This window comes from Bifidobacterium [indicum] DSM 20214 = LMG 11587 (genome assembly GCF_000706765.1).
GTDB lineage: Bacteria > Actinomycetota > Actinomycetes > Actinomycetales > Bifidobacteriaceae > Bombiscardovia > Bombiscardovia coryneformis.
Genome location: NZ_CP006018.1, coordinates 185,179 through 199,448, shown reverse-complemented (window position 1 = coordinate 199,448; position 14,270 = coordinate 185,179). Strand labels below are relative to the sequence as shown.

Here is a 14,270-nt window from a genome sequence, read left to right as displayed (position 1 = left end):
GCCGGAAACACCCGGCCGTCAGGGGTTCCGGGACTGGCTGCTCAGTCCTGCTTGATCTCGGACTTGTCTCCGGCCCAGAGGGTGTGGAAGACGCCGGGCTGGTCCACACGCCCATAGGTGTGGGCACCGAAGAGGTCGCGCTGGCCCTGGATCAGGGCCGCGGGCAGCCGCTTGGAGCGCAGGCCGTCGTAGTAGGAGAGGGAGCTGGCGAAGACCGGAATCGGAATGCCGGCCTGGGTGGCCCGGACCACCACGCGACGCCAGGCATCCTGGGCGTCCTCCACGGCCTTCTTGAAGAAGGGGTCGAAGAGGAGGGACCCGAACTCATCACCGGAGGCGTAGGCATCCGAGATCCTGTTCAGGAACTTGGCCCTGATGATGCAACCGCCGCGCCAGATGCGGGCGATGGCACCCATGTCGAGCTTCCATCCGTAGACATCGGCCCCCTCCTGCATCTCGTTGAAGCCCTGGGCATAGGCCACGATCTTGGAGGCGTAGAGGGCCTGGCGCACGTCCTCGATGAAGGCCTTGCGCTGGTCGGGATCGGCCGCCAGATCACTCAGGATGGCCTGGGGCTCGGGGCCGGACAGCCCCTTCTGCTCGGCTTCCTTGCGCAGCTCGGGCGAGGAGGAGAGCCCGCGGGCGAAGACGGCCTCACCTATGCCGGTAACAGGCACGGCCAGGTCCAGGGCGGTCTGGACGGTCCAGGTGCCGGTCCCCTTCATGCCGGCCTGGTCGGTCACGATATCGATGAAGGGCTTGCCGGTGGCGGCATCGGTGTGGTGGAGCACCTCGGCGGTGATTTGCACCAGGTAGGAGTTCAGGTCGCCCTGGTTCCACTCGTCGAACACGTCGGCTATCTGCTGGGGTTCCATGCCCAGGCCGCGGCGCATAAGGTCGTAGGACTCGGCAATGACCTGCATATCCGAGTACTCGATGCCGTTGTGGACCATCTTGACGAAGTGGCCCGCCCCATCGCTGCCGATATGGGTCACGCAGGGTTCGCCCTCCGCCTGGGCGGCAATGGTCTTGAGAATGGGCCCCAGGGTCTGCCAGGACTCATCGGTGCCACCGGGCATCATGGAGGGCCCCAGGAGGGCCCCCTCCTCGCCACCGGAAACGCCGCAGCCCACAAAGTGCAGACCACGGGCGCGAATCGCCTTCTCGCGGCGGATGGTGTCCTTGAAGTAGGCGTTGCCGGCATCGACGATGATGTCGCCGGGCTCCATCAGGTCGGCCAGGTCGTTGATCATCTGGTCGGTCGGCTCGCCCGCCTTGACCATGATGATGGCAGTGCGGGGCCTGGTCAGGGAACCGACGAACTCCTGAAGGGTCTTGGCGGGAACGAACTTCCCCTCGTCGCCATGCTCCCCGATCAGGGTCTCGGTGCGTGAGTAGTGCCGGTTGTATACGGCCACGGTGTTGCCGTGCCGGGCCAGGTTCCTGGAGAGGCTGGCGCCCATGGCGGCCAGGCCCACAACACCGATATTGGCTTGAGCTTCTGTCATCACTTCACCTTTCGAACGACCTCCCGGACATGGCCGGGTCTGGGTTCTTCACCAGGCCAATTCTATGGCTCAACCCCGATATGGGTGGGCTTGTTTCCATACCGGGGAGGCCGTGTCGGAAGGTCAGGCAGTGATTTTGCTCACTCCTCGGACTGCTGGGCCTGGGTTTGCTCCGTATGCCCGGCGTGGTCGGAGGCCTTGGTTTTGCGGGGATGCAGCCTGACCCTGGTCAGCTTGGGCACCGATCGGGTGGAGACGAAGAGGGGCTGGACCTCGACAATCGGATTGTAGGGGGCCAGACCGAACCACTTGATGGGCGAACCGGCCAGCTTCCTAATTGCGTACTTGACCTTCAGCGACAGGGCTCCACGGGAGTCGATCTTGGACTCGGGCATCAGGGCCTTGTGAACCAGGACGTAGGTGATGGTCCCAATCTGGGGATCCTCGTCCACCTTGGGGTAGATCGAAGGCTGCTTGGGCAGCTCGCCACTGTCAATCAGCTCATGCATGATCTGGTGGAGATAGGTGGCCACGTTCTGATCCACCTTGAAGCCCAACTTCATCCGGACCCTGAACAGGTAGTTGGTACCGAAGTTCTCAACCGAGTACTTGCGGGTGTAAGGCGCATCGGTGGTCTGTACCGACACGGCCCACCAGGCCCGGGCACGCTTGGGGTGATTGGCGAAGATCGAGAAGAAGATGTCCGTATCCAAGCGCCGCATCTCCGCATCCGAGGTCAGGTAGACCAGGTTGTCGGCGAAGTAGGGGATGCGGAAGTCGTTGTGGAGCATGTCCAGGGCGGGTAGGCACTCCTTGGCGGTCATATGCCGACGCTGCGAGCGCTCCACCTTGGTGCCCTGGTCCCAGGTGTACATGATGTACAGGATGGCCGCGGTCAGGAGCATGGTGAACCAGCCGCCGTGCATGAACTTGGCCATGGAGGCCATGAAGAAGAGAATCTGGATGGCCAGGAAGACCACCGCGAAGACAACCGCCCCCACCCGCTTCTTGTCGTGCCAGAGATAGTCGGCCAGGAGCACCGTGGTGGTGATCATGGTCACCGTCAGGGCCAGACCGTAGGCGGCCGAGATGTGCTCGGAGTCCTTGAAGAGGACCAGGACGGTCAGGGTGGCCACGCAGAGCACCCAGTTAATGGTCGGAATGTAGAGCTGACCCCTGGTCCTGGCCGGGTAGCGCACCTGGAGGTGGGGCATCCAGTTCAGACCGGTCGCCTCGGAGACCATGGTGAAGGCACCGGTAATCAGGGCCTGGGAGGCGATGACACCGGCCGTTACCGAAAGGATGACCGCCACGTACCGCACGGTGGTGGGCATCATCTGGAAGAAGGGGTTGAGCCCGTCCACACCCTGCAATGCCGGGTTGTCCTTGTTGCGCAGGAGCCAGGCGCCCTGCCCGAAGTAGTTGCAGACCAGGGCGATGTTGATGAAGGGCCAGGTCGCGTAGATGTTGCCACGGCCCACATGCCCCATATCGGAATAGAGGGCCTCGGCTCCGGTGGTCGAAAGGAAGACCGTGCCCATGATGGTCAGTCCGACCGGATTCTGGGGGCTGAAGAGGAAGCGGATGCCGTAGACCGGGTTCAGGGCCTCGAAGATGGACCAGTCATTGCCGATGCAGTACAGGCCCATCACCGCCAGGAAGGCGAACCAGACCATGACCACACTGCCGAAGACCTTGCCGATTCGCTCGGTTCCACGCGACTGGACGGCGAAGAGGACCAGGATGATCACGAAGGTGATGACCATGGTCAGGTTCCCGTTTTCACGGAAGACCGGCTCCAGTACGGGTATGGTCTTCAGACCCTCCACTGCGGAGGATATGGAGACCGCCGGGGTCAGCACCGAATCGGCCAGGAAGGCGGCCCCACCCAGCATGGCGGGGATGGCCAGCCACTTTCCGTAGCGACGGACCAGGGTGTAGAGAGCGAAGATGCCGCCCTCCCCCTTGTTGTCGATCCGTAGGGCCACCAGAACGTACTTGACCGTGGTGATCAGGGTGATGGACCAGAAGACCAGGGAGAGCATGCCCAGAACCGCAGCCCGGTCCACGCGCTGGATGCCGCCCTGCCCGGCCACGAAGGTCTGGAAGGTGTAGAGGGGGGAGGTACCGATATCGCCGTATACCACTCCCAGGGCCACGATGCACATGCCCAGGCTGATCCGGTCGGGCGATGCCTGGACCTTGCGCCACCAGCGCCCCAGGGGACCACGCGGCGGGGTGTGCTGACGGGCGGCCTCACGCTGTGCCTCACGCCGGGCACGCTTGAGCTCGTCCTCCTCCTCGCGGGTGCGGGCCTTGGCCGAAATTCTGGGGGCCTTGGTGAAGCTCTCCTGGGGAAGGATGGAATCCTGCTCGAAAGCCAGCCGGGCGCCACCGGCCCTGTCGGACTCCGTCTCGTGGTCCGTGCCGGTCTCATTCCTCTTATCGGACCTGGAAGGTGTCCGGGACGTCATATCCCCGGTTTCCTCCCTCTCCAACATCCGATCCGACCGGCCGTCACGCTCGGGCGATCCGGATAAGCCAGAGGTTTCTTCGGCCCCCTCGGCCCCATCCTCGGTCGACATCTCATGCCGCTCACTAGCCATACAGCCCTCCATAGGCCAAAGCCTTCTTCTCGAACGCACGCGGGCAACACTGGGCTCCCGCGCATACCGCGACGACTACCGTAGCACCTTTTGCCTCGCTTGGTGCAACTTCCACGACGGTTTCAGCTCAGGTGTCAGCGAGCGCCCGCAGAAAGGACCCGACCTCCACCCCTGGATGCCGTTTCACCGTCCGCCTGCCGGTCAGATCCCGTAAACCCGCCTGGTGGTTTCCCTCGTGGCCCGGGCGACCTCCTCCACGGGCAGGTCCAGGGCATCGGCCATGGCACGGAGGGTATAGGGAACCATATAGGGGGCATTGGTCCGGCCCCTGTACGGCATCGGGGTCAGGTAGGGGGCGTCGGTTTCGACCATGATGTGGTCAAGCCCCACGACGGACAGTGCCCGGCGGATGCCCTCATTCCCCTTGTAGGAGACCGTTCCCGAGAAGCTCAAGTACCAGCCCTGCTCGGCCGCCACCCGGGCCATGGCCTCATCGCCGGAATAGGAGTGGAAGACGGTCCGCTCGGGTGCCCCGTCAGCCAGGAGGGTGTCGATGACCTCCTGATGGGCATCCCGGTCATGAATCTGCATGGGCAGTCCGAGCTCCTTGGCCAGGGCCATATGGTCACGCAGGGCCTGGCGTTGGATATCCATGGCATCCCGCCCGGTGCGGAAAAGGTCCATACCGGTCTCGCCGATGGCCACCACCTGGTCCGGGTTGCCCTTGGCCAGGCGGCGCACCTCCTCCATGGCCTCCTCGAAGGAGGTATCGTGCCAGGGCCTGTAGGTCACGGGCAACCCGTCCGGCCCCGGCACCCCACGATGACCGTGGAGCACGGCCTCGTTGGGGTGGATGGCCAGGGCGGCATGGACCACACCCGGATGGGCCTTGGCCAGGTCGACCGCCGCCTGTAGGTTGGGCAGCTCGCAGCCCACTTCGATCGCCCCGACCACACCCACGGCCCGAGCCTGCTCCAGCTGCTCATCCACGCCATAGACCGGGACCGGATCCTGTCCCCGCTCCCGGGCCTGCCGGTCCATCCTCCTGGCGAAGGGAATCACCGCAGACATGTGCGTATGGTCATCGATGACGCCGACTCCCTGGGGAAGTGCCTCGGGTGCCGGTGCCCAGCTGCGATTACGATGATGCTTGCTCATGGTTCACAGTCTAGGAACCGCCCCGGCCAGTCGGGCGAACCACAAGTCGTGGTTTAGAATCATGACGTGCAGCGATGCACGGATACATGCGCAGCCAACAAGTCGGAGAGACAGTGATGGTCACAGGAAATCCCGATTGCCGAACCGAGGCCTACCTATTCGTTCATTTCACAGGAGATGAAGAGGCGGCCACGGATGAACAGCTGTATTTCGCCCTCAGCCGTGACGGCATCCATTGGACCGATCTTCGCCGCCGTGGGGACCCCATCCTGACCTGGACCCAGGGCGAGCGGGGAGTTCGAGACCCCTTCATCACCTGGGGGCCCGACGGGGTCTTCCACATTCTGGCCACCGACCTGTCCATATACCATCGCGGCGGGTGGAGTGAGCAGGCCTCCGTGGACGGGTCCACAGGACTGGTCATATGGGAGTCACGTGATCTGATCCACTGGGGGGAGCCCCGCCTGGTGGACGTTGCCTCAGCCATTCCCGGCGCAGGCATGGCCTGGGCACCGGAGGCCAGCTGGGACAGCCTGCAACAACAGTGGATTGTCTATTGGGCCACCCGCGCGGCCTCGGACCCGCCGGACCACCCCCTCGCCAACAGCCTGGGTGAAGCGGTCAACATGTACTATGCGGTCTCAAAGGATCTGCGGACCTTCAGCGCCCCGGTCAAGTGGATCGACCGCAGGGCCGACATCATCGACACCACCATGATCCAGACCGAGGACGGCTGGTGGTACAGGGCCTCGAAGGACGATCAGATCAGCATCGAAAGGACACGGAACCCCTATGCCGTCAGCGGCGAGGTAATCCGCACGGATGATTCGGAACAGTGGTCGTACGTGGGTTCGCTGACTGACATACTCGGTCGCGGCAGATATTCCTCCCGCTACCTGGAGGGTCCGGAACTCTTCCTGTACAACGAACGGGACGCGGCCGACCCCGATCGGGGCCCCATGCCCTTCGGTCTCATGTGCGACCAGTTCGAGGAGGCGCGCGGGTATCTGACTTTCAGGTCGGCGAACCTGGCCTCAACCGATTCCCGAGACTGGCAGGTGCTGGATGGAATCGACTACGGCAACCTGAAGAAACGCCACGGGGCCATCATGCCCATCACCACCGCCGAATACCAGGCCCTGGAGGCGGCGTTCAGGCGCTGATACGCGAGGGAAGTCCGGTAAGGCAAGGCGAGTTCACCGCCCTGCACCGACTTCCCTTCCCCGAATCTCACACCGCCCGCGGGTGGCCCTGCACCTTGACGACGATTTCAGGTCCGGAGAGCCTTTCCAGGTCCACGCCCTGCCTGGTTATGGAGACCCTGAACCGGGTATCGCCCACGGCCAGTTGGTAGGACAGGGAATCCCAGTCCTCGGGCAGGTGGGGATCGATGCTCAGGCTGGTTCCACCGGTGTCGCGCAGGCCGCCGAAGCCGCAGACCAGGCTGGACCATACCCCACCGCAGGCAGCCAGGTGAATCCCGTCGGCGGTATTGGCGTGGAGGTTGGACACGTCGGTGAACAGGGACTCACGGAAGTAGCGCATGGCCAGGTCATCCCTGCCCACCTCGGCGGCCACTATGGACTGCGAGGCGGCGGAAAGGGTGGAGTCCCCGGTGGTCAGCGGATCGTAGTAGTCAAAATCGGCCCGTTTCTGTTCCGGTGTAAACCAGGAGCTGAGCAGGTAGAGGGCCATGACCACGTCGGTCTGCTTGAGCACCTTGTGCCGGTATATGACCAACGGGTGATAGTAGAGCAGGAGAGGGCGGGCCGTGAACCGGTCGAAGTGCCAGATGGGGCGCTCCATGAACTGGGCGTCCTGGGCGTGCACCCCCTCGTTGTTGTCGTAGGGAACGAACATGGCCTCAGCCGCACGGAGCCACTCCTGGGCGTCCTCGTCGGTGAAGTGCAGACGGGCGCGGATGGAACCGATCATCTCCACCCGGCTCCTGCGCAGGTACTCGTAGGCCCGGTAGGCGGCCATGAGATTGAATTTGGCCATCGCATTGGTGTACAGATTGTCATCCACCAGGACGGTGTACTCATCCGGTCCGGTAACACAGTGGATATGGAAGCGCCCATCGGCCTTGTAGCGCCCCAGGCTCATCCAGAGACGGGCGGTCTCAACCAGGATGTCGATTCCCTCGGTCTCCAGGAAGTCCTGGTCATCGCACACCTGCACATACTGGGCCACTGCATAAGCCACGTCGGCATCGATATGGTACTGGGCCGTACCGGTCGGGAAGTAGGCCGAGGATTCCTCCCCGTTTATGGTCCTCCACGGGAAGAGCCCACCGCCCAGGTTCAGCGCGGCGGCCCTGCGACGTGCCGCCGGCAGCATCAGGTAGCGGTAGTGGAGCACCTCCCTGGCCTTTTGGGGGTCCGAGTAAATCAGGAAGGGAAGAATGTAGATCTCGGTATCCCAGAAGTAGTGGCCGCTGTATCCGGATCCGCTCAGCCCCTTGGCCCCGACACCATTGGTTATATGGGCGGTGGACTGGGCGAGCTGGAAAAGTTCCCAGTGCACCAGCTGCTGGGTGCGGCCCTGGTCCCCGGCACCCACGCGGATGTCCTCACGTTCCCAGAACCTGTCGAGCCACTCGCGCTGGCGGTCCTTCATCTCCTGAAGGTCCAGGACTGCAACCCTGTCGAGGATGTCGCGGCACTCCTCGACCAGATTCCGGGTGCCCTCCCCGCGCGTCTGAACAACCAGACCGTTGCCGATGGTGCCCTGGGGCAGGATGGGATGGCTCTGGTAGACGGCGTATCGGACCAGACTGGCCGAGCCGCCCCTGCCTATGTCCAGCCGCCAGGACTGGCCATCGACCGGCTGCCCGTTCTGGGTCTGCCGGACACCCAGGGCCACACTCAGGCGGGAGTTGTTGCAGCGGTAAACCCGGCAGTCCCCGTCCGCTTCCGGGTACACCTCATTGTCGAGGACCTCATGCACACCGCACCCGTCGACGATTTGGGACTTGCGGGGGTCGTCGGTCACCGAACGCCGGGGCATGTCGGCATTGATGGCTCCGTCCACCACCACGGTCATGTCACGATCGGGGGAATCCACCTTGACCGTGTACACGGCCAGGTTCCTGTCGAAGAGACAGGCCATCCGGTCCAGATCGACCTTGAGACGGGTGCCGTCGTCCAACCGGTAAAGGTGGGTGGTGGTGCAGATGCCGGCGCGGAAGTCCAGGCGCTGCCTGGTCTCCTCGGGGTGGGTCAGGGGAATCCCGTCGACCTTCAGGGTGAAGTCGGAGGCATCCGGCACACCCTGGATCAGCTGACCCACCTTGGCATACCCGTATCCTCCCTCGGGATGGTTGATGTCGAAGGTGTCGTGGAAGCCGCTCAGAAAGGTGCCGCTGCCCAGACAACGGGTGTCGTCGCCCTGCCCGCGTACGCCGATGTTGCCGTTGGTCACCGAAAAGTTGGTGGCGCTGACCGCATCAGGGTCGCCCACCTCGGTGAAGCTCCACTCGTCAATGGGGTACCGGTCCGGGTCCAGGTCGGGGTTTTCCTTGAGCCTGCGCTCACCCCCGTCATCCTCAACCAGCTCGATCAGGTTGTCGATAACGGTATCGGCCCCCGCTTCCAGCAGGTCCTGATGACCAGCCCCCCGGTCAACACCCACCACCAGACCGAACCTGCCGGCATGGCCCGCGGCCACTCCTGACAGGGCATCCTCCACGACAATGGCATCCTGGTTACGCAGGCCGAGTAGCTTGGCCGCATAGGCATAGGTATCGGGGGCGGGCTTGCCCTTGAGTCCCAACTCGGCCTTGGTGTTCCCATCCACCACGGTGCTGAAGAACCCGGCAATGCCCGCGGCCTCCAGAACGGTGGCCGTGTTTTTGGAACTGGAGACCACGGCCAGGCGCTTTCCCCCGGTGGTCAGGTGGCGCAGGACATCCACCGTGTCAGGGTAGGGTTGGATGCCTTCTTCATTGAGAAGGCGCTCAAAAGTGGTGTTCTTCCGGTTGCCGTACCCGCAGACCGTCTTGGCGTCAGGGCCGTCATCCGGGCTGCCCCATTCCAGGTTCACACCCCGGCTTTTCAGAAGGGCATCAACGCCGTCATAGCGGGGCTTTCCATCAACGTAGGTGTAGTAGTCCTGCTCGGTGTAGGGCTCGGATTCAGCAGGCAGGACCGCATCGAAGAGCTGCTTCCACGCTTCTTTGTGGAGCTTCGTGGTGGGAACGAGCACCCCATCCAGGTCGAAGAGGACACAGGCGAATCGGGTGGTTTTCATAAAGCTCAATCCTATTGCTCGCATGTGACGAGCAATAGCCCACAAAACAGGATCTGGACCTCGCCGGGCAAAAAAAGAACCTGGCGACCGGGGAAGACCGCCAGGTGAGAAGAGAGAAGAAGGGATTCAATTATGGGGCCTGCAGTAACCCCATCGGCCAGTAATTCAACCGACAGTTCTTATAATAAGCAGCCCTACCTTAAGGGAAGACCCCTAAAACCTAAAAGTTACCTGTGAATCTGCGGTTGAGCCTTGACTGCAAGACCAAATGGCGTGCAGAGCCAGTACAGGCCTCAGCCGAATGCCCTCGTCCGAGGCCCGAAACAGGGATGCCCGATCAGCCTTCGGACCGCTCCTTGAGCTTGGCCTGCTCGGCTTCGAATCTGGCCTGTTCCTTCGCCTTGCGCTCATCCAGCTGGTTTTGGAAGCGGTCCAACTCCTCCTGAACGGCCTCCTTGGGAATCTTGGCGAAAATCGGGGTGGGCTTGGCAATTGGAGTACCGTCCTTGATGTCCTCGCGGGACCAGGGATGCACATTCTCGCCCAATATATAGGTACCGGTGATGATCGGGTAGGTGAAGCCCGGCTTATCCAGGTCCTCCACCTCTTCCAACCGGGGCAGGGGCGAAAAGGTACCGGTGCCGCCCATGGCCTCGTAGACCTTCTGGGAGGCATGGGGCAGGAAGGGGGCCAGCATGGTGTTGGCATCGCAGACGACCTGGGCGGCGGTATGCAACACCGTAGCCAGACGGTCGGGGTCGTCCTTGATCTTCCAGGGTTCCTGGGCCGAAATGTACTTGTTGATGTCGCCCACCAGGCCCATGGCCTCACCCAGAGCCGCCTTCTGGCGGTGGCGTTCAATCAGCCCGCCGACCGTATCGAAGGCTTGCAGACCCTTGTCAAGGAGGGCCCGGTCCTCCTCCGTCAGCCAGGAATCCTGAATCTCGGGGATGCAGCCGAAGTCCTTGTTGAGCAGGTTGGCAACACGGTTGACCAGGTTCCCCCAGGAAGCCGCCAGCTCCTCGTTGTTGTGGCGCACGAATTCCGACCAGGTGAAGTCGGAGTCCGAGGTTTCAGGCCCTGCCACCGAGATGTAGTAGCGGACCGCATCCACCGGATAGCGGTCCAGGATGTCCTTGACGTAAATCACGATGCCGCGGGAGGAGCTGAACTTCTTGCCCTCCATGGTCATGAACTCGCTGGCCACCACCTGCTCCGGCAGGTTGAGGTCGCCGTACCCGCCGGCCTCGCCTCCCTTCGACCCCTTGCCGTTGTACGCCAGAAGCTCGGAGGGCCAGATCTGGGAATGGAAGGTGATGTTGTCCTTGCCCATGAAGTAGTACCCGGGGGCTTCCGGGTCGTTCCACCACTTGCGCCAGGCCTCGGGATCACCCTGGCGGCGGGCCCACTCGATGGAGGCCGACAGGTAGCCGATGACCGCATCGAACCAGACGTAGAGCTTCTTGTTGGGGTTGTCGATCCAGCCATCCACGGGTACCGGTATGCCCCAGTCGATGTCACGGGTGATGGCTCTGGGCTTGACCTCCTTGAAGAGCCCCAGGGAGAAGTTGAGGACGTTGCTCCTCCAGCCCTCCCGGGTCTTCAGCCAGGCAAGGTTGGCCTCGGCCAAAGCAGGAAGGTCCAGGAAGAAGTGCCGGCTCTCCTCGAAGCGGGGGGTCTCACCGTTGATCTTGGAAACAGGGTTGAGCAGCTCGTCCGGGTCCAGCTCGTTGCCGCAGTTGTCGCACTGGTCGCCACGGGCCCCATCGGCACCGCAGATGGGGCAGGTTCCCTCGATATAACGGTCGGGCAGGGTACGACCGGTCGATGGCGAAATGGCGACCTTCTGGGTGCCCTCGTAGATGTATCCGTTCTCCAGGCACTGCTTGAAGAGCTCCTGGACCACATGCTCATGGTTGCCCGTGGTCGTGCGGGTGAAGAGGTCATAACTCAGACCCAGGTTGCAGAGGTCCTTGGCGATGACCCGGTTGTAACGGTCCGCGATTTCCTGGGGGCCCACACCCTCGGCATCGGCCTCGACCAGGATGGGGGTGCCGTGTTCATCGGTCCCGGAGACCATGAGGACGTCGTTGCCCTTCATGCGCTCATATCGGGCATATACATCGGAAGGTACGCCGAATCCGGCCACGTGACCGATATGACGGGGCCCGTTTGCGTAGGGCCAGGCGACGGAAACAAGAATATGACTCATAGTTGCAAGGGTATCGTTTTCGGCCTACAACCGGGCGGTCCCGACGTGCGTTTCAGCCTTTCATCCACACGGTTTCTTCCCTGCCTCGTTCCGTACACCGCAGCCACTTTTGCCGCCGGACTTATCCACAACCGCCCTTCCCTCAAGCAACCTTCGAACCGCCCTGTAATCCTCCGTAGGGTCGTGGCCATGACTCGCGAACACGTTTTCGGGGGAAACCGGACCTTGTCACCAGTCGGGGCGAATCTTGCCTCCAACCAATCAACCGGAACGGCAACCAGGTCAGGTAGGGGGACAGGAGCACACCAGGGAACCGCAACCGGCCCTGCCGACGCGCCCCCTGATACGCCGGCTCTCCCCGCACAGCCAGGGCTGATACACATTGACGACCTGCCTGGGCGACTGAGCCTTGCCCTGCTTGTCCGGCTTGGCATCGTCACCGTCCTCGACAGGTCAACCTGCTATCTGAACGAGGCGGCAGGTGGCATCTTCGGTCGGGCCTCAATCGTCAACCCCCTACTCCCCTTCGGGGCGGCCGCCTGCGGGTCCCTGGCCCTCTGGGTCTGGATGAGCGGAGAGTTCCCTGAGGCACTCGACATCATCTCCAACTCCCACTTCCGCGCACCAGTCCTGGGACGCCCCCTCCGGCCCCACAACCGTAAGCTCAACCCCCAATACCTGATGCGGGTGGGCGAACTCTGGGTGACCTCCCCCTTATGGACCGCCTGTGACCTGGCCTGTGAGGAGGCCGACCCCCTTAACGGGTTCTCCCGCAAGGAGCGGATTCTTGAACTCATGGACCGTTACCGGATCAGCTGCCCGGAATGCCTGGACCTGTTGTCCGCCAACCCCCGATGGCCCGGCCACGCCACTGGAGTGCGAATCTTCACGGACCTGAAGGACCTCCTCTGATGTCCGGCCGCCACCATCGGCAGGGGTCCGGTCGCCGGGCCACCCCGCTCTCAACCCTCTTGGGCCGAGGCCACCTGAATAACCGTCGCGGGAGGAATCATCAGAACAGGGCCGGGAGGATTTCAGCGGTCGGCAGGGCCACCTACGCCCAACCCGACAGGAGTCCCGGACCCGGGCCTCCGGAACCGCCTCTGGTACCCACTCCCGCCATGGCCACCGACCCGGATACCCCACCGGAGGTCCTCTGGTCCATAGCCCGGAATCACCCCGAACTACGCCGTTGGCTGGCCGCCAATCCGGCCGCCACCCCGGCACTGCTGGAAACCGTTTCCCAGCTCGGAGGCCCTGGGGTCAAACGGTCCCTTGATATCCTCCTCGGGAACTCATAAGGATGCGGTCGTACCAGGCGCCGACCGCATCACTTTCGACCGCAAGCCACGGTCGCCGCTCCCTAATTTTCCTGGCGGTCATCCAGGGTAGCCGCGTAGACCTTCTTGCGGTTGGGAAGGGAACCGTCCGGCAGTGGATGCTCGGCCACCACCCGAGCGATGGCATCCTTGATCCTGATCCCCTCCTCGTCGGCCCGCCGCTTGGCCAAGACAGCCAGGGCCTGATCCGAGAGGACTTCAGGACTCTCCGCCCTGACCTGGTCGGGGTCGGCACCAGCCACCACCAGGACCATCTCGCCCCGGGGCGGGTCCTGGGTCAGGGATTCGACAATCTGGGCAAGGGTCCCCCGCCGAACCTGCTCATGGTCCTTGGTCAACTCCCGGCAGAGGGCCACGGGTCGATCCGCACCGAAGACCTCCTCCAAATCCTCCATGGCCTGGTCAATCCTGTGGGTGGTCTCGTAGAAGACCATGGTCCGCGGTTCATTCCGCAGCGAGCGCAGATGGCGGAGACGTTCACTGTGGCGTCTGGGCAGGAATCCCTCATAACAGAATCGGTCCGTGGGCAGTCCGGAAAGGGCCAGGGCATCAAGGACGGCGCTGGGCCCCGGTGCGCAGGTAACGGGAATCCCCCGTTTGATGGCCTGCCGGACAATGGACATACCCGGGTCGTTGATGGTGGGCATACCAGCATCCGAGACGACCAGGGCGCAGGCCCCATCGGACACCTGGTCAAGAATCGGGTCGGCCATGTGGTCCTCGTTGTGGTCATGGTAGGCCACCACCCGCCCCGATACCCGTACACCCAACCTGTTGGCCAGGTCGTAGAGCCGGCGAGTATCCTCGGCAGCCACCAGGTCGGCCGACTCCAGAAGGGCGGCCAACCGGGTGGAGGCGTCGCCGACATTGCCTATGGGAGTGGCCGCGAGGACCAGGGTTCCGCCGGGGACATAGGCGGATTTGCCCTCCGCTTCCGTACCCGCCGCCACGCCCTTTTCCGGCAAGGATTTGTTGGTCCGGGAAAGAGATTGTTCTTCATGCCTCATCATGCTTCCAGTATGCCTACTCTTGGTGATGATGACAGCCACCGTCAGTTATTCTTCGCAGCATCACTCCGCCAGACATGGCCGGCGTGCCGCCCGTCGCATGGGTTCTCTACCCATACCCGGACGGCGGTTCCGACAGCTGCGCGGAGTCCGGAGCCTGCAGAACCTGACGGTACGGCAGCGAGAAT

General features: G+C 63.2%; 9 protein-coding genes. 3 read left to right on the top strand and 6 right to left on the bottom strand.

What is annotated here, in order from left to right:
- Window positions 1-41: 41 nt before the first annotated feature.
- The 3 genes from gnd to BINDI_RS00680 form a co-directional block, all read right to left on the bottom strand.
- Window positions 42-1,508 carry an NADP-dependent phosphogluconate dehydrogenase gene (gnd, locus tag BINDI_RS00690; RefSeq protein WP_033491716.1) on the bottom strand — a complete coding sequence of 489 codons (1,467 nt, stop codon included), beginning with the start codon at window positions 1,506-1,508 and terminating at the stop codon, window positions 42-44.
- 140 nt (window positions 1,509-1,648) lie between these two features.
- The gene (locus BINDI_RS00685) at window positions 1,649-3,982 is read right to left on the bottom strand and encodes a KUP/HAK/KT family potassium transporter (RefSeq protein WP_237742975.1); all 2,334 of its coding nucleotides are present in this window, start codon (window positions 3,980-3,982) and stop codon (window positions 1,649-1,651) included.
- A gap of 333 nt (window positions 3,983-4,315) precedes the next feature.
- Window positions 4,316-5,272, bottom strand: a complete 957-nt coding sequence (locus BINDI_RS00680) for a TatD family hydrolase (RefSeq protein WP_033491717.1) — start codon at window positions 5,270-5,272, stop codon at window positions 4,316-4,318.
- Between the two features lie 116 nt (window positions 5,273-5,388).
- Here BINDI_RS00680 and BINDI_RS00675 point away from each other — a divergent pair, with 116 nt between their 5' ends.
- Window positions 5,389-6,435 (top strand): alpha-arabinofuranosidase, encoded by a 1,047-nt coding sequence (locus tag BINDI_RS00675; RefSeq protein WP_033491741.1) that lies wholly within the window; start codon window positions 5,389-5,391, stop codon window positions 6,433-6,435.
- Window positions 6,436-6,502: 67 nt separating this feature from the next.
- On the opposite strand, the gene BINDI_RS00670 is transcribed toward BINDI_RS00675, so the two are convergent.
- Window positions 6,503-9,523 carry an HAD-IA family hydrolase gene (locus BINDI_RS00670; RefSeq protein ID WP_052109105.1) on the bottom strand — a complete coding sequence of 1,007 codons (3,021 nt, stop codon included), beginning with the start codon at window positions 9,521-9,523 and terminating at the stop codon, window positions 6,503-6,505.
- Between the two features lie 337 nt (window positions 9,524-9,860).
- Window positions 9,861-11,735, bottom strand: coding sequence for a methionine--tRNA ligase (gene metG / locus BINDI_RS00665; RefSeq protein WP_033491719.1), 1,875 nt, complete (start codon window positions 11,733-11,735; stop codon window positions 9,861-9,863).
- 189 nt (window positions 11,736-11,924) lie between these two features.
- Here metG and BINDI_RS00660 point away from each other — a divergent pair, with 189 nt between their 5' ends.
- Together BINDI_RS00660 and BINDI_RS07610 are read left to right on the top strand one after the other, a co-directional pair.
- On the top strand, window positions 11,925-12,647 hold the full coding sequence (locus BINDI_RS00660) for a hypothetical protein (RefSeq protein WP_052109106.1): 723 nt from the start codon (window positions 11,925-11,927) through the stop codon (window positions 12,645-12,647).
- Complete coding sequence (locus BINDI_RS07610) at window positions 12,647-13,036, top strand: variant leucine-rich repeat-containing protein (protein ID WP_237742950.1); 390 nt, start codon at window positions 12,647-12,649, stop codon at window positions 13,034-13,036. Before BINDI_RS00660 ends, BINDI_RS07610 begins: the two co-directional genes overlap by 1 nt.
- 62 nt (window positions 13,037-13,098) lie before the next feature.
- Here the strand turns inward: BINDI_RS07610 and rsmI are convergent, their stop codons facing one another.
- Window positions 13,099-14,085: a 16S rRNA (cytidine(1402)-2'-O)-methyltransferase gene (gene rsmI, locus BINDI_RS00650; protein ID WP_052109107.1), complete on the bottom strand. Its 987-nt coding sequence runs from the start codon at window positions 14,083-14,085 to the stop codon at window positions 13,099-13,101.
- Window positions 14,086-14,270 lie beyond the last annotated feature (185 nt).

Excerpts from the sequence above, each read along its gene's own strand:
- gnd (WP_033491716.1), bottom strand. The coding sequence starts at position 1,508 with ATGACAGAAGCTCAAGCCAATATCGGTGTTGTGGGCCTGGCCGCCATG.
- BINDI_RS00685 (WP_237742975.1), bottom strand. The coding sequence starts at position 3,982 with ATGACGTCCCGGACACCTTCCAGGTCCGATAAGAGGAATGAGACCGGC.
- BINDI_RS00680 (WP_033491717.1), bottom strand. The coding sequence starts at position 5,272 with ATGAGCAAGCATCATCGTAATCGCAGCTGGGCACCGGCACCCGAGGCA.
- BINDI_RS00675 (WP_033491741.1), top strand. The coding sequence starts at position 5,389 with ATGGTCACAGGAAATCCCGATTGCCGAACCGAGGCCTACCTATTCGTT.
- BINDI_RS00670 (WP_052109105.1), bottom strand. The coding sequence starts at position 9,523 with ATGAAAACCACCCGATTCGCCTGTGTCCTCTTCGACCTGGATGGGGTG.
- metG (WP_033491719.1), bottom strand. The coding sequence starts at position 11,735 with ATGAGTCATATTCTTGTTTCCGTCGCCTGGCCCTACGCAAACGGGCCC.
- BINDI_RS00660 (WP_052109106.1), top strand. The coding sequence starts at position 11,925 with ATGACTCGCGAACACGTTTTCGGGGGAAACCGGACCTTGTCACCAGTC.
- BINDI_RS07610 (WP_237742950.1), top strand. The coding sequence starts at position 12,647 with ATGTCCGGCCGCCACCATCGGCAGGGGTCCGGTCGCCGGGCCACCCCG.
- rsmI (WP_052109107.1), bottom strand. The coding sequence starts at position 14,085 with ATGATGAGGCATGAAGAACAATCTCTTTCCCGGACCAACAAATCCTTG.